The following is a 26,548-nucleotide window of genomic DNA, read 5'->3' as shown; positions in this document are numbered from 1 at the left end:
TTCTTATTTATAAATTTTAAATGGCTATATATTGCTGGTTGATTACGTTTAGAGGTATAGATGAGAAAAATATTAATTTTGACTGGCACTCGGGCTGATTTTGGCAAGCTCAAAGGAATCATGCAATTTATTGAAAAACATGATGACTTGGAGTTGCATATTTTTGGTACTGGTATGCACATGATGAAGCGATATGGATCAACATATCGTGAAATCGAGAAAGAAGGTTTTCAACATACCTACTTTGTTCCCAATCAGAACTCGAGTGAACCAATGAGCTCGGTTTTGGGCAATACAATATCTATTTTCTCTAGGTTAACTGAAGAAATTTCTCCCGATCTGATTATTATCCATGGTGATCGACTTGAAGCCTTGGCTGGGGCTGCTGTGGGGGCACTACAAAATATATTAGTGTGTCATATAGAAGGTGGCGAGGTTTCTGGCACTGTAGACGAGTTGATTAGACATTCTGTAAGCAAGCTATCTAATATACACATGGTTGCCAACGAAAGAGCAAAAAAAAGACTAATGCAAATGGGGGAAGGTAGCGAATATATATATATCATCGGATCTCCTGATCTTGATGTTATGAATAGCAAGACACTACCATCCTTACAAGACTCAAAGCGAAAGTACGAAATAGAATTTCCTACATATTCGATAGCGCTATTTCATCCTGTTACAACAGAGAAGTCTTCATTTAAAGACTATTCCTCGAGCTTTTTTAACGCGCTTAAAGCTTCTAATAAAAACTATATTGTCGTATATCCTAATAATGATGATGGTTCAGACTTCATCGTTGATGAAATTAGTCGCTTGAGGGATGATGATAATTTCAGAGTATTCCCCTCGATAAATTTTGAGCACTTTTTGGTATTGTTAGAGAATGCCGAAATGATCATTGGAAACTCTAGTGCGGGTATAAGAGAAGCACCATTTTATGGTGTTCCAACTGTGAATGTTGGTACTCGTCAGCAGAATAGGTATTCTGGTAATACAATTATTGATGTTGACTATAGCTGTGATAGTATTTTAGCTGGTATTGAAAAAGCTGCTCGGATAACTGAAGTTGCAAAAGACGATTGGTTTGGTGATGGTAATAGTTTGGCTTTATTCTCTGCAGCATTGAAAGATGATAATTTTTGGGCCACACCGACACAAAAGTTATTTATGGAGCTTGAATGAAAAAAATTGCAATCATCACCGCCCGAGGTAATTCAAAGGGTGTGCGTAGAAAGAATTTACGTAAGATAGGCGGTGATTCACTGCTCGCCATCACCTTCAAGTCTGCACTGGAATCAAATATTTTTGATAGTATCGTTGTATCTTCCGACAACGACGAGATACTAACACACGCCAAAGCATTAGGTGCCGACATTATAAAAAGACCATCATCCTTATCACAAGATGGCTCTAAAAGTATTGATGCAGTTTTGCATGCACTGGACTCAATGAAAATAGTACAGGGTGAAGTTACACTACTTCAGCCGACTAGCCCCTTCCGAACATCGGAACATATTTTAAAAGCTTATGAAGGGTTTAATGATAACGCTGTGAACAGTGTTATTTCTGTATGTGAAATGCATGATCATCCTTTCAAGTCTTTTGTTATGGAAGGCAGTCATGCCTCACCTGTTCGTGATTTTAAAGACTTAGAATCACCTAGGCAGCAGTTGCCACTAGCGGTCAAACCGAATGGTGCTATATATATTGTGTCAATTGCCGAATTGATTGCATATAAAACGTTCTTTGTTAAACCTTTCAGTCTTTATCAAATGACTAAAGATGCATCATTAGACATCGATACTGAAGCTGATCTTGAACTGGCAAACTATCTTTATTCTAGGAGAGCTATATGAGTTATTTTAAAATTGGTAACGTCGAAGTGGGCAATGCTTGCCACCCCGTTGTTATTGCTGAAATTGGCATTAATCACGAAGGGGATTTGACAGTTGCAAAAGAAATGGTTGATGCAGCTCACCGTGCTGGAGCTCAAATTGTCAAACATCAAACTCATGTTGTCGAAGATGAGATGTCGGACGAAGCGAAAGAAGTCATCCCCGGAAATGCCGATGTCTCGATATATGAGATTATGGCAAGGTGTGCATTGAATGAGGCAGATGAATTGAGTCTCATGCAATATGTGCAATCTAAAGGTATGGAGTTTATCAGTACGCCTTTTTCAAGAGCCGCAGCCTATCGGCTTGCAAAAATGAATATTCCAGCATTTAAAATAGGCTCTGGGGAGTGTAATAATTACCCACTGGTCAAGCTGGTAGCTTCTTTCGGTAAGCCTGTAATATTGTCTACTGGCATGAATAGCATCGAAAGTATCGAGAAATCTGTTAATATTTTGAGAGAGGCTGGAGTCCCGTTCTCATTATTACATTGCACTAATGTTTACCCAACACCTTATAATCTTGTGCGTTTAGGTGCCATGACTGAGTTAGCTCAATGCTTCCCTGATGCTGTCATTGGCTTATCTGATCATACAGTTGATAATTATGCATGTCTTGGAGCTGTAGCTCTAGGTGCAAGAATACTTGAAAGGCATTTCACCGACAAAATGTCACGTCCTGGTCCTGATATAGAGTGTTCGATGGATCCGGGTGCTCTCGAAGATCTTGTTAAAGGATCTAAAGCTATATATCAAGCAAGTGGAGGTAGTAAAGGGCCAGTTGCTGAAGAGCGTGTGACCATGGACTTTGCTTTCGCCTCAGTTGTCGCGGAAAGAGATATATCTGAAGGTAGCATGATCTCAGAAGATGATATATGGGTAAAAAGGCCAGGTAGTGGTGACTTTACCGCGGAAGACTATGAAATGCTTATAGGTAAGAAATTGAAAAGGGATGTTGTAAAAGGATCGCAGTTAAAACGCGAAGATATCTTTTGATCTAATACACGCGACCACGTTTGTCGTGGTCGCGTGTTATTTACAATGCATTAACTGACTGTTAGTCGATTACTTCGATTCCAGATTTATAGTATTCTTCATATACATTGTTTATTGTATCTACATGTTTCGGATTTAAATGCTCATTGGGTATTTTAAAAGAACATATAGAATTAAAGTCAGCAATGCTTTTAAGGCTTATGAGCGCGCTGGTGTATGCGCCAGCTATCCCCCATGGCATCTTGTTTAATGTCAATATATATAGCTCTGCTGGTAAACCGAGACTATTTGTTTCGACTCCTAATGTACCTTCAATAAGCGAAAGTTTTTTTTCAGAATCTCCCCTATGGGGGATATAAATTAATTTTTTATTTTTTTTACTATAATAAGAGTTGACTTTTTCTATAAGCGAGAGTTCATTTTCTAAACTCATTATACCACCCTCACTATATTTTGAACCAAAATATAGTACAAGTTCATCATCTACCTGCTTTGTGTCATTCTTGCTTCGCAATATTCGGTAATCATTATGTATAATCCTCTCTTTTTTAGAGTCATTAAGAAAAGAGGTGAAGATAATCGGCCGCGAATAATTATCGTGCTCAATGTTCTCCTTTTTTTTGGATACGTGATGAATTCCCTTGTCGATGTATTGTTTTTTAACGGTAATGATCGCTGCTCCATCATCCGATAAATATAGATTAAGAGGTGATATGCGTTCTTTAATGTCATGCATCCAAGCGCTACGAAATTCTCCCATACATAAATTGTTTACTTTGTTTTGATATTTTTTAGTGATTTCAGAAATATGTTTTCTTTTCTTAAGCCATGATAATTGTTGCAGGCGATGTTTGAAAGAAATCTCAATTACCTCGTCCCAATCGAGTGCCTCTACAGTTCTTCGAATCTGATAGTCATGGGTTTCTTTTTTACTCTCACCAGAGTATTTTACAACTAGGACATTTTTCTGCCCCTTAAACAACTGAGCTGCAAGTTCGTAGCAAGAGATAATCTGTAAGGGCGATTCAGCTAAAAACAAATTCATAAGTTACTCATTGTGGTATAAAGTATATGTCAATATGCAGTTCTTATAAGTGCAATATTTGCTGCGCTTGCCGTTTAGTCAAGAGTATACAGCTATGCTTGCGGAGTGGCAAAGAAGTAGCTTTCTTCTTTAGCTTTTTATAGTATTTTGAGATCTTATTTTTGTTGTCATTGTTATGGATTTGAAAGCCAAGATTTTCATGATGTTCCAGTAAGAGTATCCAATACAGGGAGGGGCGGATACGACTTAGTATGCAAAAAAGGTTCAGCTCTATTATGGTTGGCGCGTTAGTTTTTGCGCCAACCATGGTTAGGCGCTTTCGTGCATGTCGATCAATTGTTTGCTCATTCTTCTTCTCTTTTCGTAGAGAAATAGTTTCTGTACTGATGCATAGAATCTTATTCTTCTATGTAATGCAGTTTTCTGGGTTTTAACTGGCCATGGGGTTTTGCGACGATAAATAGTATATAATGCTTTTAATGGATGCAAGCTATGAGCATCCCAAGGTTTACTGTTTTTTCCCATATAGTGAACCATGATCGGTTCCTGAATTGATTTCAAGAATTCATTTTTATCCCTATGCTGTTCGTTCATACGCTTTTCTAAAATTTTATAGGCAGGTCGTTGAGCATTCCAAGTCAATGGAAGACGATACCATTCCCCTTGGACGACTTTGTTAATTGCGCATTGTTCATTGTGTGCACACAATTCAGGATGAGCTAATAAAAACTCCAGCCCTCTCTTTCCTATTTTTTCTTCTTTCCACTGCTTCATATTGATAAGCATTAATCCACAGTTGAAGTAATCACCTTTTTTCAAACCAAGACGACTATATGGAGATCTACCGATATTTTCCACAGCAGCAATTGTGAAACTTTCCCCACTGGTTTCCCCATATATATCTGATAAATCGCCGACGACAACAGTGTCACAATCCAAACATAGAACTAGTTCTTCATCATCAAGCAATTCATCAAGGTAGAATCTGAAGTAAATTGACTTGCCGTAGCGCTTTATTTTTAGGCCACTAAATTTACTGTCGTCTAGATAAACAAATGCCACATGAGATCCATATTTTTCTATCATGGATGTCAATGTTGATCTTGTGTCTGCTTTGAGCCCAGCGTCACCAATGATAAATTTGAGCTTTTCAGGCTCTTTACAATTGATGATTGCCGATATGATAGTGGTAGCAAGATGCGCGGAGTAATTTTCATCGCATGATATAAATATAGGTAGCATTAATTCCTCTCGTGTAAAGTACTTTTGATATTTACATATGATAATGTTTGTGTGCTTTCTAAGCAATGCTGTAAGGTTATCTCCATGAATAGTTACTGTTCGGTTACGAAAACAACTCTGGATACCTGCTCAGGGCGAGGATTGTGTTGCTGGCACGGAGGCTTAGCCCTTGTGGCTAAAGGTAAGGGGGGACAGGGTGGTGGTACTTAACTTGTAAGCCTGCTTCCGCTAGAATGCGCTCAATTTACCAGCCTTCCCGCTGCTATCGTCCGAGCCGGCGGGGGTAGTGCTGCGTATCGTTTGCACCATCTTCTGTCCCAAGAGGTATTTCCATGAGCGTCCATGCCATCAATCATCCACTGGTCCAGCACAAGCTCGGCCTGATGCGTGCAGCAGGCATCAGCACCAAGAGCTTCCGTGAGCTGGCCAGTGAGGTCGCCAAGCTGTTGACCTATGAGGCAACCCAGGACCTGGAGCTGGAAACTACCACCATTGATGCCTGGAGCGGCAACGAGCTGGATGTCCAGACCATCAAGGGCAAGAAAGTGACCATCGTCCCGATCCTGCGCGCCGGCCTGGGCATGCTGGATGGCGTGACGGACCTGATTCCCCCGGCACGCATCAGCGTCGTGGGCCTGTACCGTGATGAAGAGACGCTGGAGCCGGTACCGTATTTCGAGAAGTTCGTGTCAGATCTCGACGAGCGTCTGGCCATCGTGATTGACCCGATGCTGGCGACCGGCGGCTCCATGATCGCCACGCTGGACATGCTCAAGGCCAAGGGCTGCCAGCAGATCAAGGTCATCGTGCTGGTCGCGGCGCCTGAGGGGATCGCCAAGGTGCAGGAATCCTACCCGGACATCGAGATCTACACCGCCTCCGTCGATGACCGTCTCGACGAGAACGGTTACATCGTGCCGGGTCTCGGCGATGCCGGTGACAAGATCTTCGGCACGCGCTGAGCGCCGCCAGAGATGACAACGCCCTGCGTATCTGCGCGGGGCGTTTTTGTATCTGTCTGACCTGTCTGAGCAGTCAGGATCAGGCGGTTGACTCCTCCGCCCGTGAAAAGAAGTGCTGCCATGTCGTCTTCATCACCGTCCTCTGATACCTCCTCTCCCCATGCGTCGTCTGCCCATGTCCCCTTGCCGGAACAGGAAGGGTTCTCGCTGACGACTCTCGTCACCGGCGCGCAGATGCTGTTCGTCGCCTTTGGTGCGCTGGTGCTGGTTCCGCTGCTGACCGGGCTTGACCCCAACGTCGCCCTGTTCACGGCCGGTGTCGGCACCCTGGTCTTCCAGTGCGTGACCAAGGCCAGCGTGCCGGTCTTCCTCGCCTCATCGTTTGCCTTCATTGCGCCCATCCAGAGCTCGGTCGCGAACTTCGGCATTCCTGCCACCATGGGCGGCTTGTTCGTCGCGGGCCTGGTCTATGTGCTGCTGGCGCAATGCATTCGCCTCAAGGGGGTCGGCATCGTGCATCGTCTGCTGCCGGCCGTCGTGGTCGGTCCGGTGATCATGGTCATCGGCCTGGCACTGGCACCGACGGCGGTGCAGATGGCCACCGGCGAATTCAGCGACAACATCTCGCATGCTCAGGCGCTGACATTGTCATTGGTCAGTCTTGGCGTGACGCTGGTGCTGTCGATCTTCGGGCGTGGCATGTTGCGTCTGGTACCGATCCTCGGCGGTATCCTGACGGGGTATGTGCTGGGGCTGGTGATGGGAGTGATCGATCTCTCGCCGGTGCATGCCGCTGAGTGGCTGGCGCTGCCAAGCTTCACTGCGCCGACCTTCGAATTTTCCGCCATTCTGTTCATGATTCCCGTCGCCATCGCGCCTGCCGTCGAGCACATCGGCGACATGGTGGCGATCGGCTCGGTGACACGGCGCGATTACCTGAAGAAGCCGGGACTGCATCGCACGCTGCTCGGCGACGGCCTGGCGACGTCGGCGGCGTCACTGTTCGGTGGTCCGCCCAATACCACCTATTCCGAAGTGACCGGCGCGGTCATGCTGACTCGCAACTTCAATCCGCGCGTGATGACGGTCGCGGCCTGTGTCGCGATCTCGCTGGCCTTCATCGGCAAGGTCGGCGCCGTGCTGCAGACGATCCCCACGCCGGTGATGGGCGGCATCATGTGCCTGCTGTTCGGCTCGATCGCGGTGGTCGGCATGAACACGCTGGTGCGCGCGGGGGATTCACTGACCGCACCGCGCAATCTGGTGATCGCCTCCTTGATCCTGGTGTTCGGGATCGGTGGCATGCAGGTCGGTGGTGGTCAGTTCACGCTGCAGGGCGTGAGCCTAGCCGCCATTCTGGGCATCGTGCTCAACCTGATTCTGCCGCCGGCGAAAGAGGGAGAATGATTACCATTTGATGAGTGGTCGCAGGGAACATTCCCGCGAATGACGGTTCAGATAAATGCAACTCCCATGTGCTGAGTGACTGGCACATGGGAGTTGCATTTTTCGTTTTCCTACCAGACGCCAGCTATCGTTTTCGCATGTCTTGCACGCGACACAAAGCGGTACTGGCGGACATTCGAAGGAGTGATGCTTGCGTACCCTGGTCGTAGTGAGAAGCCTGAAAATGGGCGGCATGGAGCGAGTGGCGGTCAATCTTGCCGACAGTCTGGCCGCGAATGACCACGAGACACATATGGTCATCTGGCGCGGTCGTGATCAGGTGCTGGAGCCGCAGGATACCAGCGTCCAGCAGCACGTCGTGCCGATTCAGCAGCGCGTCCAGCGTTCCGTCGGCGGCGCCCTGACGACTCTGGCGTCACGTCTGGTGCTCAATCCCGTGATCCGTCGCTCCAATTTCGTGTGGGTCGGCAAGGCCGGTGGCGAGGAATTCGCCGCTTGGCTCAAGGAATTCGAGCAGGAACATGGCAAGGTTGACCGCATCATCTTCCGTGGCCTGGGAACCTTCGAACAGGTGTGGGGATTCAAGGATTCCCGTGCACGTTACGTGCTGGAAAATCGTGTCAACTTCACCGGCCCGCAGTGGAAGCAGCGCATGTTTGCCCGCTGTCTGCTGGAAGACAAGCATCTGGTGGCGGTGTCCGAGGATGTGGCGCAAGGGGCACGTGACATCGCTCGCCAGCACGGGGTGGCACCGGCGCATATCGAGACGATCGTCAATGCCTGTCCGATCACCCGGATCCGCGAGCAGGCCGCCATGGATGAGCCGGATATCCCGGCTGAACCCTTCATTCTCAATGTGGCGCGTCTGGTGCCGCAGAAAGACCACGCCCTGTTGCTCGAGGCTTATGCCCTGGCCAATCCGAAGGAGCCGCTGGTGATCGTGGGGGCGGGCAATTGCCGGGAAGCCCTGGAAGTTCAGGCTGAAAGGCTTGGCATCGCCGAGCGGGTGATCTTCGCCGGTCAGCGTGACAACCCCTATGCCTGGATGCGTGCCGCCAGGCTGTTCGTGCTCAGCTCGCGTGTCGAGGGCATGGGTATCGTGCTGATGGAGGCGCTGGCTTGCGGCACACCGGTAGTTTCGGTGGATTGCCGTGGTGGAATACGCGAGATCCTCAAGGGCGAGCTGGAACACGCCATCGCGCCGCATTCCGCCGAAGGCCTCGCGCGACGCATGAACGAGTTGTTGGCAGAGGAAGGCTATCCGATTCGCGAGGAATGGTTGGCAGATTTCTGTCCGCACACCATGGTGGAGCGTTTCCTGGCCGAGCCGGCCACCAATGACCCCTGGGATGAGGCGCGCGAGCAGTCGCCTGATGCTGCGGACCAGCCTCCCTCCCGCGCTGCAAGAGGCTAGCGACGCGCTTTACGCCAACTTGACCGAGCTGGCCAGGGCCGAGCTGGCAGGGCCGAGCAGTTCTCGAGCGAATGCCTGCCTAGCGACTCTGTGCGATGCATAGCCACTGGCAGTCTGGGGCCTCGGCAGCGCCGGAGGTCCCGTGGTGGTTAACTTCACTGCTTGAGAGTTCATGGCTTGCGGCTTGCGACGCCTCAGGCTTGCGCCAATGCAGTTGATAACGCTCCCCGGCATGCAGTCGCGCAGCATCACCACATTCGAGAAGTGCCTCCTGGCAGGCCGCCGTCGCGGGGAACTCGATACACAGTGCGCCGTGCGTGACCAGCACCAGGCTGTCATGCGCAGCCTGCAGGTAGGCGCTGCACTCCGGTGCGAGGCTGCCCAGCTCGATCTGGGGCTGTGGCGATGTCTGTCGGGATTGATCAATGCGCCGCAACGTGAGTCCCGGTCCACAGCCCGCAATCGGCTCATGCTCGTTGCCACGCAGGATGCGTGGTGGTTCGACGGGTATCTCATCGCTGAAGAAGTCGCTCAGCGAGATCGGAAATACCTCGAGAATCTTGTTCAGCGAGCTGACGGAAGGGCTGACCGCGTCCTGCTCGACCTGCGAGATGGTCGAATTGGTCACCTGAGCACGCTTGGCCAGTTCGCGCTGAGAGAGGCCATGACGCGTGCGCAGTTCGCGCAGCCGCTTGCCCAGCGTGCGAGACGCTGTCATTTCCTCGTCTGCCATTTTCTTGTCGTCAGTGGGCTGCGCTGCCTTGCCGGCAGTGAGAGGTTCTGAGGCAGTAGGGGAGCTATCGTGCGACATCAGTGGTGCCTGATTGAGTGAGCATGCGCGCAGGCTAGCACGCGGGTGGGAGTGCGTGGCAGTGCGCCTCGTAACGCCCAGGGGAGTTCATTTGTTGCTTGTGGCTCAAGGCGAGCGACTGCTGCCCCCGGCGCTGAGCGTCTCGAGCAGATGGCGCCCTTGATCATCCTCATGATGCCGGCGTGCGATGCACGGCAGCCACAGGCAGAAGGTGGCGCCGCCACCAGGGGTATCTTCCAGCCATAGCCTGCCTCCCAGCTGGGTGATCAACCCGGATGAGACCGACAGGCCGATGCCCGAGCCATTGGCGCGCGTGGTGAAGAAGGGCGTGAAGATGCGCGACTTCAGGTGCTCGGGCACGCCAGCGCCGTGATCGATGACGCGTATCTCGACTCCCGCCACGGGGGCGAGTTCCGTTGGCACTGAGGCTGGCGCTGGCGCTGAGACTGACGTATCCGGACGGCTGTTTGGCTCATCATTCATTACGGCCAGCGCTGCATCACGATCACGGCTGGTGATGCACAGCGTATCCGGCGCAGGCGCCATCTCGATGGCGTTGATCAGCAGATTGACCAGCACCTGGGTCAGTTGCGCGCGATCGGCCTCGATCAAGCGGGTCGCCGCCAGCTCATGCTGCAATTGATGGCCATGATGATCCAGCGCGTGCCTGACCAGCACCTCGACACTGTGGATCGCCTCATCGGGATGAATCTGGCTGAGGTGAGGCGCGCCGAGTGACGGCGTCAGTGAGTTGCCGTCGCCAATGTCGTTTGAGGCGAGCGGATCGCGTGCGTACTGACGCAGGTTGTCGACCAGCGCGCGAATGCGCTCGACCTGATGGATGATGGTGGCGATTTCCTCGCGCACCGGCTCGGCCTGTTCACCGAGTATCACCTCGATCAACTCGACATGACCCAGAATCACCGCGGCGGGGTTGTTGATCTCGTGGCCGATACCCGCCGTCAGCTCGCCTAGTGCCGCCAGTTTCTCGCGGGTCAGCAGGCGTGCACGCGCTTCGCGCAGCAGGCGGACGTGCTCCTCCAGCGCCTGACTGCGTTCGCGCAGCGTGGCGGTCTGGGCGCTCAGATCGCGGGTACGATCCTCCACCTGGGCTTCCAGCGTCTGGGCCGCGAGCTGTATCTCGTGGCGGTGCGCTTCCAGTCGCGCCAGCATGGCGTCGAATTCCTCGGCCAGTTCATCCAGCTCATCACCGTGCCGCTGCGCCGGCCCCAGTGAGGACAACGGGCCTATGCGCAAGCCTTCCTGTGAGGGGGTATCACGCACCGCATGCACCACACGGCGAATCTGTCGGATCGGCTGCATCAGACGCTCGATGCTGCTCCACACCAGCAGTACCCCCAACAGACTGACCGCGATCAGCACCAGGCTGATATGCGTCAGCGTCTCGCGATAGAGTCGCGCGTAGGGCGCCTGCGGATAGCCTGCGTAGATCATGCCGATCCGCTGGCCATCCAGAGAATCCAGCGGGGCATAGGCGGCCACGAACCAGTCACGAACCACGAAGGCACGATTGATATAGCGCTCGCCATTGCCGATCACCTGACGCTTCACCTCCAGCGAGGCGCGCGTGCCCAGTGCACGCTCGCCGCTGGCATCGGTGACATTGGTGGCGATGCGGACATCATCGAGAAACAGGGTGATGGTGCCGGTGCCATCTTCCGGCAGGGTGCCGGGGCCATAGAGCAGATCGCGGATTTCATCGACCAGACGCGGGTCGCGATTGAGCAGGCGGCCCGCATCCAGCGCGCCCAGCAGCTTGCCCTCGCCATCGAGGATGGGCACCAGCGCCCGCAGCAGCATGCCGCGGTTTTCCTCGCGACGGGCACTGGGTTGTGCGTAGGGCGTCTGGCGCAGCGCAAGGCGCGCACGCTCGGCAAGGACAGGGTCCAGCGTCGCCAGTGAGTCGCTGGACAGCATGTCGAGGCCATCCAGACTTTCGCCGCGCGCCAGTTGCGGAATCAGCGCGGCGACGCCGGGCGTCTGGCGCAACTGGTCGGTGGGCAGCCAGCGCAGCCAGTCGGCATTGAGGGTGTCCCGCATGGTATCCAGGCGCGGCACCAGGCGTGGCAACAGCTGCGCGGTCTGCTCATCGGGCGCCAGCAGCTGGCGCAGGTTGCGGCGCATCGCCTCCAGGCCATCACGCAGGCGCTGATGCTGGCTCTGCAGTGTGCGGCTGGCGACATCGAGATCGCTGCGCACGTTCATGTATAGCTGGCGGTCGGTATAGGCCGTGGTCCAGTAGGCGGTCAGGCCGACCAGCGCCAGCATCAGCGCCAGCAGCGGCGCCAGTGTCAGCAGCAGCAGCCTGCGCCGCAGCGAACCGGCGAAGTAATGGCGCAGGCGCTTGATCATGCGCTGCCGTCGGCTCCGTAGGGAGCGGCGGAGGTGGTGGGGGCGGGTTGATCACTCTCAGCGCCGCTCTCAGTACCACTCTCAGTGCCACTCTCAGTGGCATTCTCAGCGCCGCTGTCCTCACTGATTTGCTGCTCGGCGCGCCAGGTGGTCAGTTTGCGATCCAGCGTCTTGCGCGAGATGCCCAGCTGGCGGGCGGCGGCTGACTTGTTGTTGGCATGTCGCTCCAGTACCGCGCACAGATGGGCCTTTTCCACCGCATCCAATGACCACTCGAGCGGATAGCCGCTGCTGGTGGCCTCTTCCTCGGCGGAGGTGGTCGCGTCTCCGCTGTCGTCCCATATCTCGTGGCCTGCTGCCTGTGCGGCCTGACTGTCGACCGGCAGGGTATCGCCGGGCAGGCGGCCGAGCAGCAAGGCGCGCTCGATGACGTTCTTGAGTTCCCGCACATTGCCGGGCCAGGAATAGTGGCACAGGCGAGTGAGATCAGAATGCTGCCAGGGCACGGCGGGGAGGTTGAGCTCACGCGACAGTTGGCGCGAGAAATGCTGGGCCAGCGCCGGGATGTCTTCCGGGCGCTCGCGCAGGGCCGGCAGTGTCAGGCTCAGCACGTTGAGGCGATAGTAGAGGTCTTCGCGGAAGCGGCCCGCGGCCACTTCCGTCTCCAATGTGCGGTGAGTGGCGGCCACGATACGCACGTCCACCGCCTGTTCCTGCTCGCCGCCGACGGGGCGCACGCGGCGCGTCTCCAGCACTCGCAACAGCTTGGCCTGCATTGCCAATGGCATCTCGCCGATTTCATCCAGGAACAGCGTGCCGCCATCGGCGAAGCTGAACAGGCCATCACGGCCACGGTGGGCGCCGGTGAAGGCCCCCTTGAGGTGGCCGAACAGCTCGCTCTCCAACAGCTCCGGGCTGATGGCACCGCAGTTGACCGGCACGAAGGCGCCGCGCCGACCGGACAGGCGATGCAGATCACGCGCCGCCAGCTCCTTGCCGGTGCCGGATTCCCCCAGAATCAGCACCGGAGAGGGCGCGGGAGCAACGCGCGCGATGATATGCGCCAGCTCCTGCATGGCAGGGCTCTCGCCCTTGAGGCTGGCCTCTTCCTGCTGATGGCGGGCATTGTCGCGACGGAGCAGGAAGTTTTCCCGCGTCAGCTGGCGGCGCTCAAGGCAGCGGTCCAGCGCAGCCTGCAACTGTTCGAGACGAAACGGCTTGATGATGAAATCACAGGCTCCGGCCCGCAGCGCGCGCACAGCGGTCTCGAGATCGGCGTAGGCCGTCATGAAGATGACATCGCTGACCGAAGAGGGCGCAAGCGCCTCATCCCAATCCAGGCCATCACGCCCCGGCAGGCGAATGTCGAGCAGGATGAGGTCGAAATGCAGGCGCGAGCGCAGGGCTTCGGCCTGCTCGACACTGTCGGCACATTCGATCAGCGCGAAGCGCGAGGACAGTGCCTTCTCCAGATAGCGGCGCATGCCGGGCTCGTCATCGACGATCAGTACCGAGGCGGTGGGGAGGGGGTCGCTGCCGCTACGCCGGGTCTCACGGGGTGTGGAGGGGGCGTGGGCAGTCATGGCGTTCCTCGGGTCAACAGGGCAGTAATGGTCGCAGGGGAGATCATCTCTATCATGCGGGCATTGTGGCGTGCTGCTCACTGGTAATCTAGCGCTGGATGCCACATTGCTGCCTCTTTCTGCTTACGCTGGCCACAGGCAGGGCCTTGCAGCCTTGTCAGCACGCGGTGCTGGTGGGCAGGGTTGGCAGGCTGTCCCGTTGCGCTACGCAAGGCCCGGCGATGACTCGGCAATCGGGTCGTCATGGGGCAGTGGTGGTCATGCCTGGGCTTATTGTCAGTATTTTCTCGGCCATTCCGGCAGTGCCATTCCCGCAGTGCCATTCCGGTAGCGCCATTCGCTCCAGTCGATATAGCGACGTCAGCAGGGCGACAGGGGCGTCAGGGATGAGAGGGGCGTCAGGGACGACAGCAGGCGGGTACCGGCAAGTCTGCCTGCTGGAGAAGATTCCGGTATCATCGCCGGCTGTCTTGCGTGCCAGTCCATGTATCAGCGCTGTCTGGCAAAGCCTTGAAAGCCTTTATTGGATCGTCCGTTTCGTCACCACAGCGCTTTCGGCATGTCGTTTGCAGAGTCAGCATTCACGCTGATGTCATCAAGACCGTCACGCCAGAAAAAATATTCAGGGAGCACCCCCCCATGCCGCAACGCCATACCTTGTCTTCTCGTCGCCTGCTGGCCACCCTCGCAGGCCTGTCATTCGGTGCGCTGAGCATTCTGCCGGCCCAGGCAGCCGACGACATCATCCGTCTGGCCACCACGACCAGCACCTACAACTCAGGCCTGCTCGATCACCTGCTGCCGGAGTATGAAGAGGCCCACGATGTCACCATTCAGGTCATCGCGGTCGGTACCGGCAAGGCGTTGCGCATGGGCCAGGATGGCGATGTGGATCTGGTGATGACTCACGCCCCGGGCGCCGAGCGCAAGTTCGTCGATGCCGGCTACGGTGTCGAGCCGCATGGCGTGATGTACAACGACTTCGTGCTGCTCGGCCCCGAGGCGGACCCGGCGGCCATCGACGGCATGCAGGATGTGGACGCGGCACTGGGCAAGATCGCCGGCGCCAATGCCGGCTTCATCTCGCGCGGCGATGACTCCGGCACCCACAAGAAGGAATTGGCCCTGTGGCAGAGTGCCGATGTCACCCCTGACTTCTCCGGCTACAAGGCCGTCGGCCAAGGCATGGGCAAGGTGCTGAGCATGGCCAGTGAGCTGCAGGACTACACCCTGAGTGATCGTGGCACCTGGCTTGCGATGGAAGACAAGCTCGAGCTTGAGATTCTGGTCGAGGGCGATGCGCGCCTCTTCAACCCCTATCAGGTGATTCTGGTCAACCCGGCCAATCATGACGGGCTCAATACCCGTGGTGCGCGTGAGCTGGCCCAATGGCTGATCTCCAGCGAAGGGCAGCAGGCAATCGATGATTACCGTCTCAAGGGCAAGGCGCTGTTTCATGCCAGCCACGGCGAGACCGGCTTCGATGCTCGCCAGACAGCGGACCGCGCCTCTGAGCGCACGCCGGTGAAGGCGCAGGGCGCACAGGCTGAGCCGCGTTCGTGAGCTTGTGGCAAACCACGCAGGAGGCCATGAGCCTCCTGCTGAGCATGGATGGCGCGCTGTGGGAGATCATCGGCGTGTCGTTTCGTGTCTCGTTGATGGCGATGTTGATCGCGGTGCCACCGGCGCTGTTGATCGCCTTCGTGCTGGTTCGCTGTGCCTTCCCGGGGCGCTGGCTGCTGATTTCGCTGATCAATACCCTGATGGCCGTGCCCACCGTGGTGGTGGGGCTGCTGCTGTTCATCCTGCTGTCGCGCGCTGGCCCGCTGGGCGACTGGCATCTTCTGTTCACCCAGCCGGCGATGGTGATCGGGCAGATTCTGCTCGCCCTGCCGATTCTGGTGGTGATGCTGCATGCCGCGCTGGCGGGCGTCGACAAGCGTGCCTGGGAGACGGCCTTGCAGCTGGGGGCGTCGCGCCGGGCGGCGCTGTGGCGGCTGGTGATGGAGGCCCGGTTCGGCGTGATGGCGGCGTTGGTGGCCGCGTTTGGTAGAATCATCGCTGAAGTGGGTTGCGCCATGATGGTGGGTGGTAACATTGCCGGTTTCACGCGCAATATCACCACGGCCATCGCGCTGGAAACCCTCAAGGGCGAGTATGCCCAGGGGGTCGCCCTGGGCATGGTATTGCTGGTGTTGGCGCTGGCGCTCAATCTTATGCTGGGGCTGTTGCGTGGTCGCGGTCAGCTGGTGGTGCAGGCGTGACCCGCGGTCTCACCAACAGTCATGTTCTGCTCCCGCAGCCTGCAAGCCGCCTGCCTGCCAGTTGAGACAAGCACACCAGCACTGATCGCGTCAGGCTGAATCGTCGTATGGAGTCATGATGTTCCCCCCTAGTTCTTCGTCCTCGTCTGTTCCCCCGGGCGACCCCTCCTGCCCGGTGGCGGGGACTGGCTTCGCGCAAGCCGCGCCGCCTGCTGCCCAGGTACTCGCTGCCGACGCAAGCGTTGCCCCTCTGTTGCGTGTGCGCGGCCTCGAATATCGCTTGCCGCCTGCGGCGCAGGCATCCGGCGAGGGCACCGAGGCGCAAGGTCGCCTGTTGTGGCATGTGGCGGCGCTGGATTGGGCGCCGACCCCGGCGTCCGGCTGGGTGCACCTCAAAGGCGACAACGGCAGCGGCAAGACCACGCTGCTGCGCGTGCTGGCCGGCATGCAGCCAGCGACTGGCGGCAAGCTTGAATGGCAGACCCGTGACGCTCATCCGGTGCGCTACCTGCACCAGCAGCCGTATCTGTTCGACACCAGCGTGGCCGGCAATCTGGTGCTGGCGGCTCGCTGGCAACCCGACAGCGGCTCTGCCGGCCAGCAGCGCGATCAGGCCGAGGAGATGCTGCGCTGGAGCGGGCTGAGCGATCAGGCCCGTCAGCCCGCCCGCTCATTGTCGGGTGGCGAGCGGGCGCGACTGGCATTGGCGCGCGCCTGGTTGTCGCGTCCGCCGGTGCTGTTGCTGGATGAGCCTGCCGCCAATCTGGATCAGGCCGCCGTCGAGCAATTGGCGCTGCGGCTGGAGCAGATGTGCCAGCAGGGGTGTGCGGTGATCCTGTCCTCGCATCAGGACAATGCCTTGAGTCAGGGCTCGAGTGCGCGCTGGACGCTGAGCGCTGCCAGCCTGCACACTGAGCCCTCAGCGGGCTGAGTTGCCTTCAATAGCTGAGCCTTCGGCTCAGGCGCCTCAAGCTTCAGGGTTGAGAAAGCCCTGTTCATCAGCCGCTTGCACTGGATGCCCTGCCAGCAGCCCTGCTGCATGACATTACCTGCGCCTTTGCGCACTCGACCGGGATACGCCTTCATGCCGAGCTCCAATCACACCTCTGACGCCACGCCACTGCCGAGCGATGCCGAGCAGCTCAAGGCCTCGCTCACGCCCGCCAATATCACCGGGGTGGTGCTGGCCGGTGGCCAGGCGCGGCGCATGGGTGGCGTCGACAAGGGACTGGTCATGCTCAATGAGGTGCCGCTGGTGGCGCATGTACTGGCGCGCCTGACCCCTCAGGTGGGTGAGCTGCTGATCAATGCCAACCGCTCGCACGCCGAATATGCCGCCTATGGTCATCCGCTGGTCGAAGACAGCGAGCAGGGCTACCACGGTCCCCTGATGGGCATGGCCAGTGCGCTGGCGGCAGCGCGGACGCCCTGGGTGATGATGGTGGCCTGCGATGTGCCGCACCTGCCCAATGAGCTGGTCGAGACGCTGAGTGTGGCGCTGATCGATCATGCCAACGGCGATCAGCTGGAAGGCTTCACTGTCGAGGGCGGTCACGCGGTTGATGCCGGGCCTGCGCTGCTGGCCGTGGCGGGAGACGAGTTCCGTTACCATCCGGTGATCTGTCTCATGCATCGTGGCCTGTTGCCTTCGCTGCAGGCGGCGCTGGCCGCTGGCGAGCGCAAGATCGACCGCTGGTTCGATCAGCATGTCTGGCTCAAGGTGCAGGCGGGCAGCGAGCAGGACTTCGCCAATCTCAATACCCTTGAAGAATGCCGCGAGATGGAAGCCGGCTCGCGCTGAGCGCGCTTCTTTCCTGACGTCCTCTGCGTGTCATCCGTTCCCGCTTGCACGCCCAGAGTGTGTCATTGTGATGCAGGTGGTCATCGCCGGGAGCGTCTCTTCAGGAGTCTGGCGGGTTATTGTCTTTGCCTGTCCGGTATTGATGGCCTTGGCGTTGCACCTTGAAAGTGTCGTGTCTGGTGGTTCTGGCGGGTGTCTTGCCACTCTGCGTCGTTGCCCCCATTGAACCCTTGCTCATATCGAGCCGTTACCCCATTGAAATGAGCGCCGTGCGTGTTCACCTTCATGGCATCCGCTCAGCCCGCATTGTCATCGTCATCTTTTCCCTTGCGGGCGCGGGAGCGCTGCGATGGGCCCGTCGACAGGCCGCCATACGCCGGAATCATCAAGAGAACCTTCATGCCTGAGTCTTCTTCCACGACTGACCAGCGTGCTGATACCGCTGTCAGTGCTGAACATTCCTCCCCCCGCAGTGACGCACCCACGCCGCGTGGTGATATTTCTCATGAAGTCGGGATGTCGCCCGCCTGGCAGGCACGTCTGGCGGCGTCAGCGTGTCCGCTGCTGGGCATCGCGGCCTGGAGCGGCACCGGCAAGACCACGCTGCTCGAGCAGCTGCTGCCCGAGTTGAGAGCTCGCGGCCTCCGTGTCGCCGTGATCAAGCATGCGCATCATGCCTTCGATGTCGATACGCCGGGCAAGGACAGCCATCGTCTGCGAACGGCCGGTGCCGTGCCGATGCTGGTGGCGTCCGCCAAGCGCTTTGCGCTGATGATGGAGACGCCGGACCAGGCGGAGGCCGATCTGGAGCAGCTGGTGGCGCAGCTTGCGGGGCTGGAGGTGGACCTGATTCTGGTCGAGGGCTTCAAGCAGTGGCCGCTGCCCAAGCTTGAGCTGTACCGCGAGGCCGTGGGCAAGCCGCTGCGAGCCCCAGAGGACCCCTGGATCCATGCGCTGGCGACACCGGCGGCGCAGCTGCCGCCTCGTGATGATGTGCCGCAGGACCTCAAGCGGCTGGATCTTGACGATCCTCAGGCGCTGGCCGCCTGGATCGCCGCCTGGCCGGTGCATTGGCGTCTGGAAGGCGGCAAGCCGCGTGGCGAGGTGGGCGCATGAGTCTGTCGTGTTTCGATCCGCGTTTCGGCGAGCGCATGCTGAGCGTCGATGAAGCCTTGAGCGTGTTGGGGGAGAGCCTGGCGGGCGTGATGCGCACGCCGCGCAGCGAGCGTGTCGCCCTGGCGCAGGCGCCCGGACGTGTGCTCGCCGAGACGGTCATCTCGCCGCTGGATGTTCCGGCGCAGACCAACGCAGCGATGGACGGCATCGCGCTGGCGCAGACTTCATTGCCAGACGCGGCGAGCGGCGAGCCCCTGAGCGATCGCGGCGAATTGAGCGATCACTGCGAGCTGAGCGTGATCGGCAGCTCGCTGGCGGGCCATCCCTGGACGGGGCGGGCGCTCGCCGCGGGGGAGGCCATGCGCATCACGACCGGCGCGGCCCTGCCCGCAGGCGCCGACACCGTCGTCATGCAGGAGCAGCTCGAGTATCGCTCCGCGCAGGGCGAAGGGCAGGGCGAGGGCTTGATTGAGAGCGAAGCAGGCGAGCGGGTGGTGATCGAGGGCGTGACCAGCATTCGCCGTGGCCAGAATGTGCGTCAGGCCGGTGAGGACATCGCGCGCGGCAGCCAGGTGATGGCGCCTGGCCAGTGGCTGACGCCTGCCGCCGTGGGCGTGCTGGCGTCGCTCGGGCTCGCCGAGGTCGCCGTCTATCGGCCACTGACGGTGGCGATCTTCTCCACCGGTGACGAGGTCACGGCCCCCGGCGAGACGCTGCCGGCCGGCGGCCTCTATGACGCCAATCGCTTCAGCCTCGTGGCGCTGCTGCGCGACCAGGGCATCGAGGTGCTGGATCTCGGCATCCTGAGCGATGACGAGGCGAGCGTGAGTGCTGCCCTGCGTGATGCCGCGACGCGTGCCGACATGGTCATCACCTCCGGCGGCGTGTCGGTGGGCGAGGCCGATCATGTGCGCAGCGCCCTCGCTGCCTGTGGTGAGCTCGCCCTGTGGCGCATCGCCATGCGTCCGGGGCGCCCGCTGGCGTTCGGCATGTTGCGTGCCACATCCGCCGCCGACGCGTCGTCATCTGGTCAGGTGCCGTTCTTCGGCTTGCCGGGCAATCCGGTGGCGACCATGGTCACCTTCCTGCAGTTCGTGCTGCCCGCGCTGCGCCTGTTGTCGGGCCAGCAGCGGTTGGCGAAGGCTGAGGAGGGCGCCTCCGCGACGACACTGGCACAGTGGCAAGCCCCGCGCCTGCAGTTGATCGCCGGCGAGACGCTGCGCTCACGTGCCGAGCGTGTCGACTATCATCGCGGCCAGATCGTGCTGGATGACCAGGGGCGTCAGGTGGTGATGACCACGGGGCGGCAGGGCTCGGGTATTCTGACCTCGATGTTGCTGGCCGAATGCCTGATCGAGATTCCCGCCGGCTGCGCCACGCTTCACGCCGGCGAGCCGGTCATGGTGCAGTGGCTGGGCAGCCGCGGCATCGTCTAGGCGATGCCCGCGCAGTGGTCATGCCAGCTGATTCATGAAAAGATAGTCTGCTAATTTCTTGGCCAGTCCTGTCCATCAGGGCTTGCCTGCCTGCTTCTTCAGGCATTGGTATTTCAGAGATTGCCGCCAGTCAGGCGCACCCGATACGGATACGAGACAGCTCATGAGCCTTACTCATCTCAACGCACGCGGCGAAGCCCATATGGTGGATGTTGCGGACAAGCAGGAAACCCGCCGCGAGGCGCGAGCCAGCGCACGCGTCAGCATGCTGCCTGCCACGCTCGCTCTGCTCGCCGAAGGTGGCTTGCCCAAAGGGGATGTGCTGGCGACGGCGCGTATTGCCGGTATCCAGGCGGCCAAGCGCACTCATGAGCTGATTCCACTCTGTCATGCCTTGATGCTCTCCAAGGTGACCGTCGACTTCACGCTGGACACCGCCAACAGCTGCGTGGAAATTCAGGTGCTGTGCCGCCTCAATGGGCGTACCGGTGTCGAGATGGAGGCGCTGACGGCGGCCTCGGTGGCGGCATTGACGCTCTATGACATGTGCAAGGCGGTCGACAAGGGTATCGTGATCGGCGATATCCAGCTCGAGACCAAGACCGGTGGCAAGAGTGGTGACTGGCAGCGCCCGGACGAAGCCGCCGCTGTCGAGCAGACGTCGTCTGAACCAAGCCGTTCTGCGACAGCTGAGCCCATCGAAGCGACAGCGGGACAGGCCGCTCCGGCGGCACGCGGTGATGCCACCGTGCGGGTCCTCTTCCTGGCGGAACTGCGGGAACGTCTGGATCTCGACAGCCTGGCGCTGAATCTGACGACGCTGTCCCAAGCGACGGTCGGGGGCCTGAAGCGCACCCTGGCGCTGCGTGACCCTCAGCTTGAAGCGCTCAATGACACTCGCGTGCTGTGCGCCGTCAATCAGGACATGGTGCGCGATGACCACCCACTGAATGCCGGTGATGAAGTCGCCTTCTTCCCGCCGGTGACGGGGGGCTGACATGACCCAGGTCGCAAACGAAGCCTCGCAGGCCTTTTCGGTCAGCATTCAGGCCAGCGATTTTGATCTGCGTATCGAGCAGGACATTTTGACGCGTGGGCGCGGCGACATCGGTGCCGTGGTGTCCTTCACGGGGCTGGTGCGTGATTTCAATCAGCGACCGGATGTCGTCGCGCTGACGCTGGAACACTACCCCGGCATGACGGAGCGTAGCCTCGAACGCTTGATCACAGAGGCGCGCGAGCGCTTCCCGCTCACCGGGGTGCGCATCATTCACCGTGTCGGACGGCTCGAGCCCGGCGACAATATCGTGCTGGTGCTGGTCGCCAGTGCGCATCGTCAGGCTGCCTTTGCCGGCTGTGACTTCCTGATGGACCACCTCAAGTCGCGGGCGCCTTTCTGGAAAAAGGAGCACACCGCCACGGGAGATTATTGGGTGCGGGAGCGCTCGAGCGATCGCGAGGCACTCGAGCGCTGGCATCCAGAGTCCGCGGTGACGGCAGAGGGTGAAGCGGTATCCCCCCTTGCCGAGCAACACAAGGCTGATGACTCATTGGCCGAGGCCAGCGGCGAAGAGAGACAATCAGCGCTGGCAACACCCAAGTTTTCGGGAGAGTCATGATGGAAACCCTGGTCGATGACTTCGGTCGTCGCATCCGCTATGTTCGCCTGTCAGTGACGGACCGCTGTGATTTTCGCTGCGTCTATTGCATGAGCGAAGAGATGACCTTTCTGCCGCGCGACGAGGTGTTGAGCCTTGAAGAGATCGCGTTGCTGGCGCGCGCTTTCGTGGAATTGGGGGTCGAGAAGATTCGCCTGACCGGAGGGGAGCCGCTGGTACGGCGTGATATCGGCAAGCTGGTTGATGAAATCGGCGCGCTCGAGGGGCTCAAGGACTTCTCGATGACCACCAACGGCGCGGGCCTTGCCAAGCACGCCGCGCAGTTGAAGGCCGCCGGCATGTCACGGCTGAATATCAGCCTTGATTCTCTGGACCCGGAGCGCTTCAAGGCGCTGACGCGTACCGGCGACCTGAACAAGGTGATCGCCGGCATCCGTGCTGCGCGCGAGGAAGGCTTCCGCATCAAGCTCAATGCAGTGGTGCTGAAAGGGCGCAATGATCACGAAGTGGTGTCGCTGGTCGAATTCGCGCGTGAGGAAGGGTTGGACATCAGCTTCATCGAGGAGATGCCGCTGGGCCAGGTCTCGGACCACGGTCGTGATGAGACTTTCTGCTCCAGTGATGATGTCCAGGCGCGCATCGAGACGCGTTATCCGCTGATTCCCACGCTTGAAGACAGCCTGGGGCCGGCGCGTTATTTCCGCATGGCGGACAGCGAATCACGGGTGGGATTCATCTCACCGCACAGTCATAACTTCTGCTCGACCTGCAACCGCGTTCGCGTCACGGTAGAGGGGCGTCTGTTGCTGTGTCTTGGCAATGAGCACTCGCTTGACCTGCGTGACATCATGCGTCGCCACCCGGGTGACATCGAGCCGCTCAAGGCCGCGATCATCGATGCCATGCACCTCAAGCCCGAGCGTCATCACTTCACGACGGATGGTGATGTCCAGATCGTTCGCTTCATGAACATGACGGGAGGCTGAGTCCTTTTTCGTCATCAGTCGTGGCGCTCATGTTGATCGAGCCATCTCGGATAACTCACAGGCGCTGACAAAAACCCCGCTATCAAGCGGGGTTTTTGTTGGTCTATCCTATGGAAACACTGCCTTGCTTTTGACAAGGCTTGTTAGTTCATATTTAGCGCTTATACTTTGCTGCATTATCACATCCAATGCGATGACTCGCAGGGATTCCAGCTCAGTGCATATGGTGGAGGTAGCGAAATGACAGCCGATTCTCTCGAAAAGATCGCTCGTAACAAGAATGTTGCTCGTGCAGCAGCGCGTCAGCTGTCCATGGAACAACTGCACAAGCTCTCCGAGGTCATCAATGAGGTGATCGAGCAGAAAGCCGAAGAAGACGAGCAGCGCCGCGAAGAAGAAATCGCCAAGGAGCGCAAGCTTGCCGAGATTCGTGATGCGATGATCGAAGCTGGCCTTTCCGTGGATGATCTGGTCAGTGATCAGCCCAAGCGTCGTGGCCGTCCGCCGAAGAACAAGTCCGTTTGAGACCTTCGGCCTGACGCCATGGAGGTGGCTGAAGCGCTTGAGATCGAGATTGCCAGCCGGCAAGTCGGCAATCTCGCCATCACCAGTCCCTGAGCGCCTCCCAGCAGCAGAAAAGCCCGCCCGGTATTTCCCGAGCGGGCTTTTTCATGCGCTGCTTTGTGCAGGGCGGTGAGCTAAAGGCGGCCATCACTTCAATGATGGCGCGACACTCACTCCTGATTCATGGCCATGATATGCAGGAAGAGCACCGGCTCATGGCGCAGGTGGTTGCGCAGCCAGCGATTGATGCGGCCATCGAGTTGCTGCTTGAGTTCACGTTCATTGCTGGCATCCAGGCCTGCCAGGGTGTCATCCAGCCACTCGGCGAAGCTGTCTTCATCCAGGCTTGAGGTGCCGCTGATATCCAGCATCAAGCGGCCGATGCGAACCCAGCCGGCCTCCTGCAGCGTGACGGGCAACGCCAGCGAGACGCTGCCATGCCGGCCGAGACGCGCGCGGGCACGGCGGTCCATGGAATCCAGCGGACGCACCTTGTCATGCTCGATGATGCGTTCGTGCAGTGTCAGGCGTTTCTCCACCGACAGCCCCTGAGCATCGAGGCGAATCACGTCACCATTGACGGGAATCAGCGGTGCCTCGATGCCCAGGGACTGTGCCACCTGGGTGTGAGCGAGCTGGTGGCGATATTCGCCATGCACCGGCAGCAGACGTACCGGTTTCAGCCAGCCATAGAAGGTGCGCAATTCTTCCTGCGCCGGGTGCCCGGAGGCGTGCAGGTCCGGGAACTGCTTCTCTTCCATGATGCCGACGCCAAGGCGTGTCAGGGCGTTGTGCAGCTTGCCGATGGCCAGCTCATTGCCGGGAATCGCCTTGGAAGAGAAGATCACGGTGTCGCCGGCAGCCAGCTCGAAGTCCGGATGGCGGGAATTGGCCAGGCGCGACAGCGCGGCGCGCGGCTCGCCCTGACTGCCGGTGGCGATCACCATGACTTCTTCCGGCGGCAGATAGCCCAGGTCCTTCACCGGGACCAGCGGCGGGAAGTCTTCCAGATAGCCGAGACCGCGGGCGACGCGCACCATGCGCTCCATCGAGCGACCCAGCAGCGTGATCCGGCGACCATTGCGTGCGGCGGCGCGCCCCAGTGCCAGGATGCGGGCCAGGTTGCTGGCAAAGCAGGTCACGACGACGCGTCCGCGACAGCCGGCCAGCGTCTTCTCCAGTGCGCGTGCTACCTCGCCTTCACTACGCGAATGACCCGCCAGCGGCGCATTGGTGGAGTCGCCGACGACCAGATCGACCGGCGCCAGTGCCTGATAGCGCTCCGGATCGGTGGGCTCGCCGATCAACGGCTCCGGGTCCAGCTTCCAGTCGCCGGTATGCATCACGCGATATTCCGGCGTGACGATCAACAACGAGCAGCTTTCCGGAATGGAGTGGGTCAGTGGCAGCAATCGCAGCGCGAAGGGGCCGGATTCAAAACCTTCATCCACCTCGATGATCTGCAGGCTGGAGGTTTCCAGCTCGCGCTCGGCAAACTTGGCGCGCAGCAGGCCAGCCGCCAAGGGCGTGGCGATGATCGGGCAGCGCCATTTCGGCCACAGCCAAGCGACTGCGCCGATGTGGTCTTCGTGGCCATGGGTGATCACCAGCATCTGCGGGCTGATGCCCAGGCTTGCCAGGGACTCGATATCCGGCACCTGCAGCGGGCCCTCCGGCAGGTCCTGGCGAATCATCATGCCGCAATCCACGGCAATCCAGTGATCCTGATAACCATACAGCGTCAGATTCATGCCGATCTCGCCGCAGCCACCCAGCGGTAGCAGGTGCAGCGGCGGACGTTGTCTCTGACGGACTTGAACGCGGGGTTTCAACATGGATGTCATGCCATCTATAAAATGTGGCTCAACTATACGGGAATCCCGCGAAGCGCCACAAATGGCGCTGTTGTCCGGTCGAGTCGATTCGAGAGCGCCCCGGCCGTCCGCGTGACGCCTTGAGGTGGGCCGGCGTGATGGCCGCTGATCGCAATGTCGTATTGACCATATGGACAGAATCGGGGTGCAGCACTGTTTCAGGCCGCGTGATCAGCTACAATAGCCCACCTTTGCCGAGGGGCTGCTTACGGGCGGTGTCATGATTCCTCGCGCAGGCCGGCGCTTCGCCGGCTGAACATCATTCCCGCTATCACAATGGTTGAACTTACGATGTCTCACGCCTATCGCCTGGTGGTGTCCTGCCCTGATCAGGTCGGAATTGTTGCCCGAGTTTCCACTTTCATCGCCGAGCAGGGCGGGTGGATCACCGAAGCCAATCAGCATTCTGATCTTGGTGCCGGTCGTTTCTTCATGCGCTATGAGATCAACCCCGAAACCATCGGTCTGAGCGCCGCTGAGCTCGGCAAGCGCTTCGCCCCGATCGGTGAAGAGTTCGGCATGCAGTGGCGCGTGCATGACACCGCTGCCAAGAAGCGTGTCGTGCTGATGGTCTCCAAGGACTCCCATTGCCTGGTGGACCTGCTGCATCGCTGGCAGTCCGGTGATCTGGATTGCGAGATTCCCTGCGTCATCTCCAACCACGATGACATGCGTTCGCTGGTGGAATGGCACGGCATTCCGTTCCATCACGTGCCGGTCGACAAGAATGACAAGGCGCCGGCTTTTGCCGAAGTCGAGCGTCTGGTGGAAGAATCCCGGGCCGATTGCATCGTGCTGGCGCGCTACATGCAGATCATTCCGCCGAGTCTGTGTGAGCGCTATGCCGGTCGCCTGATCAACATCCACCACAGCTTCCTGCCTTCCTTCGTGGGCGCCAAGCCGTATCACCAGGCCTTCGGGCGTGGGGTCAAGCTGATCGGGGCGACCTGTCATTACGTGACCGAAGAGCTGGATGCCGGCCCGATCATCGAGCAGGACATCCATCGCGTCACTCACTGCCATACCGCCGAGGAACTGGTGCGCATCGGTCGTGATGTCGAGCAGAAAGTGCTGGCGCGCGGCCTGCGCTGGCACCTGCAGGATCGCGTGCTGATCCACGGCAACAAGACCATCGTCTTTGCCTGAGCCTCGCTTGCT

Annotated in this window: 21 protein-coding genes and 2 pseudogenes; 17 read left to right on the top strand and 6 right to left on the bottom strand. The window is 58.4% G+C overall.

The annotated features are described in order from the left end of the window. Positions 1 to 60 precede the first annotated feature (60 nt). From neuC to H2O77_RS12295, 3 genes are read left to right on the top strand one after another with little or no spacing between them, the layout of a single operon-like run. Entirely contained in the window at positions 61 to 1,185 is a 1,125-nt protein-coding gene (gene neuC, locus H2O77_RS12305) for a UDP-N-acetylglucosamine 2-epimerase (RefSeq protein WP_215823204.1), read from the top strand. Next, positions 1,182 to 1,859, top strand: coding sequence for an acylneuraminate cytidylyltransferase family protein (locus H2O77_RS12300; protein ID WP_215823203.1), 678 nt, complete (start codon positions 1,182 to 1,184; stop codon positions 1,857 to 1,859). Before neuC ends, H2O77_RS12300 begins: the two co-directional genes overlap by 4 nt. Continuing rightward, entirely contained in the window at positions 1,856 to 2,893 is a 1,038-nt protein-coding gene (locus H2O77_RS12295; protein WP_215823202.1) for an N-acetylneuraminate synthase family protein, read from the top strand. The genes H2O77_RS12300 and H2O77_RS12295 overlap by 4 nt, the downstream gene beginning before the upstream one ends. 61 nt (positions 2,894 to 2,954) lie before the next feature. On the opposite strand, the gene H2O77_RS12290 is transcribed toward H2O77_RS12295, so the two are convergent. Both H2O77_RS12290 and H2O77_RS12285 read right to left on the bottom strand, forming a co-directional pair. Continuing rightward, entirely contained in the window at positions 2,955 to 3,938 is a 984-nt protein-coding gene (locus H2O77_RS12290) for a polysialyltransferase family glycosyltransferase (protein WP_192837617.1), read from the bottom strand. Positions 3,939 to 4,247: 309 nt separating this feature from the next. Continuing rightward, on the bottom strand, positions 4,248 to 5,180 hold the full coding sequence (locus tag H2O77_RS12285; protein WP_215823201.1) for a glycosyltransferase family 8 protein: 933 nt from the start codon (positions 5,178 to 5,180) through the stop codon (positions 4,248 to 4,250). A gap of 332 nt (positions 5,181 to 5,512) precedes the next feature. On the opposite strand from H2O77_RS12285, the gene upp reads away from it, so the two are divergent. From upp to H2O77_RS12270, 3 genes are all read left to right on the top strand, one after another. Continuing rightward, complete coding sequence (upp, locus tag H2O77_RS12280) at positions 5,513 to 6,142, top strand: uracil phosphoribosyltransferase (RefSeq protein ID WP_043335602.1); 630 nt, start codon at positions 5,513 to 5,515, stop codon at positions 6,140 to 6,142. A gap of 120 nt (positions 6,143 to 6,262) precedes the next feature. Beyond that, entirely contained in the window at positions 6,263 to 7,549 is a 1,287-nt protein-coding gene (locus H2O77_RS12275; protein ID WP_215823200.1) for a uracil-xanthine permease family protein, read from the top strand. A gap of 190 nt (positions 7,550 to 7,739) precedes the next feature. After that, entirely contained in the window at positions 7,740 to 8,963 is a 1,224-nt protein-coding gene (locus H2O77_RS12270) for a glycosyltransferase (protein WP_240548599.1), read from the top strand. A gap of 508 nt (positions 8,964 to 9,471) precedes the next feature. Here the strand turns inward: H2O77_RS12270 and H2O77_RS18120 are convergent. The 3 genes and pseudogenes from H2O77_RS18120 to H2O77_RS12255 all read right to left on the bottom strand — a co-directional run. Further along, positions 9,472 to 9,681: pseudogene (locus tag H2O77_RS18120) on the bottom strand (helix-turn-helix domain-containing protein); the annotation flags it as partial. Between the two features lie 198 nt (positions 9,682 to 9,879). Then, entirely contained in the window at positions 9,880 to 12,147 is a 2,268-nt protein-coding gene (locus tag H2O77_RS12260) for a cache domain-containing protein (RefSeq protein WP_215823199.1), read from the bottom strand. Beyond that, positions 12,144 to 13,730, bottom strand: a complete 1,587-nt coding sequence (locus tag H2O77_RS12255; RefSeq protein WP_215823198.1) for a sigma-54 dependent transcriptional regulator — start codon at positions 13,728 to 13,730, stop codon at positions 12,144 to 12,146. The genes H2O77_RS12260 and H2O77_RS12255 overlap by 4 nt, the downstream gene beginning before the upstream one ends. Before the next feature lie 639 nt (positions 13,731 to 14,369). Here H2O77_RS12255 and H2O77_RS12250 point away from each other — a divergent pair. From H2O77_RS12250 to H2O77_RS12205, 10 genes and pseudogenes are all read left to right on the top strand, one after another. Then, the gene (locus tag H2O77_RS12250; RefSeq protein ID WP_215823197.1) at positions 14,370 to 15,293 is read left to right on the top strand and encodes a substrate-binding domain-containing protein; all 924 of its coding nucleotides are present in this window, start codon (positions 14,370 to 14,372) and stop codon (positions 15,291 to 15,293) included. Between the two features lie 26 nt (positions 15,294 to 15,319). Further along, positions 15,320 to 15,994, top strand: a complete 675-nt coding sequence (locus tag H2O77_RS12245; RefSeq protein ID WP_199852303.1) for an ABC transporter permease — start codon at positions 15,320 to 15,322, stop codon at positions 15,992 to 15,994. A gap of 118 nt (positions 15,995 to 16,112) precedes the next feature. Beyond that, positions 16,113 to 16,925 carry an ATP-binding cassette domain-containing protein gene (locus H2O77_RS12240; RefSeq protein WP_215823196.1) on the top strand — a complete coding sequence of 271 codons (813 nt, stop codon included), beginning with the start codon at positions 16,113 to 16,115 and terminating at the stop codon, positions 16,923 to 16,925. A gap of 153 nt (positions 16,926 to 17,078) precedes the next feature. Further along, on the top strand, positions 17,079 to 17,795 hold the full coding sequence (gene mobA, locus H2O77_RS12235; protein WP_215823195.1) for a molybdenum cofactor guanylyltransferase: 717 nt from the start codon (positions 17,079 to 17,081) through the stop codon (positions 17,793 to 17,795). Between the two features lie 516 nt (positions 17,796 to 18,311). Next, complete coding sequence (mobB, locus tag H2O77_RS12230; RefSeq protein ID WP_215824595.1) at positions 18,312 to 18,911, top strand: molybdopterin-guanine dinucleotide biosynthesis protein B; 600 nt, start codon at positions 18,312 to 18,314, stop codon at positions 18,909 to 18,911. Further along, positions 18,908 to 20,347 (top strand): gephyrin-like molybdotransferase Glp, encoded by a 1,440-nt coding sequence (gene glp / locus H2O77_RS12225; RefSeq protein WP_215823194.1) that lies wholly within the window; start codon positions 18,908 to 18,910, stop codon positions 20,345 to 20,347. The genes mobB and glp overlap by 4 nt, the downstream gene beginning before the upstream one ends. A gap of 163 nt (positions 20,348 to 20,510) precedes the next feature. Further along, entirely contained in the window at positions 20,511 to 21,344 is an 834-nt protein-coding gene (gene moaC, locus H2O77_RS12220; protein WP_215823193.1) for a cyclic pyranopterin monophosphate synthase MoaC, read from the top strand. Position 21,345: 1 nt separating this feature from the next. Then, positions 21,346 to 21,807 (top strand): annotated as a pseudogene (locus tag H2O77_RS12215) (molybdenum cofactor biosynthesis protein MoaE); the annotation flags it as partial. Between the two features lie 155 nt (positions 21,808 to 21,962). After that, positions 21,963 to 22,952 (top strand): GTP 3',8-cyclase MoaA, encoded by a 990-nt coding sequence (moaA, locus tag H2O77_RS12210; protein WP_054556294.1) that lies wholly within the window; start codon positions 21,963 to 21,965, stop codon positions 22,950 to 22,952. Positions 22,953 to 23,192: 240 nt separating this feature from the next. After that, positions 23,193 to 23,477 carry a hypothetical protein gene (locus tag H2O77_RS12205; RefSeq protein WP_043336782.1) on the top strand — a complete coding sequence of 95 codons (285 nt, stop codon included), beginning with the start codon at positions 23,193 to 23,195 and terminating at the stop codon, positions 23,475 to 23,477. Positions 23,478 to 23,686: 209 nt separating this feature from the next. Here H2O77_RS12205 and H2O77_RS12200 read toward each other — a convergent pair whose 3' ends face one another. Then, on the bottom strand, positions 23,687 to 25,267 hold the full coding sequence (locus H2O77_RS12200; RefSeq protein WP_043336797.1) for a ribonuclease J: 1,581 nt from the start codon (positions 25,265 to 25,267) through the stop codon (positions 23,687 to 23,689). Between the two features lie 414 nt (positions 25,268 to 25,681). Here H2O77_RS12200 and purU point away from each other — a divergent pair, with 414 nt between their 5' ends. Continuing rightward, entirely contained in the window at positions 25,682 to 26,536 is an 855-nt protein-coding gene (gene purU, locus H2O77_RS12195) for a formyltetrahydrofolate deformylase (protein ID WP_043336780.1), read from the top strand. The last annotated feature ends 12 nt before the right edge of the window (positions 26,537 to 26,548 follow it).

Source organism: Cobetia sp. 4B (genome assembly GCF_018831605.1).
Classification (GTDB): Bacteria; Pseudomonadota; Gammaproteobacteria; order Pseudomonadales; family Halomonadaceae; genus Cobetia; species Cobetia amphilecti.
Note: the sequence above shows the minus strand (reverse complement) of the source record. Positions and strands in the feature narration are given on the sequence as shown.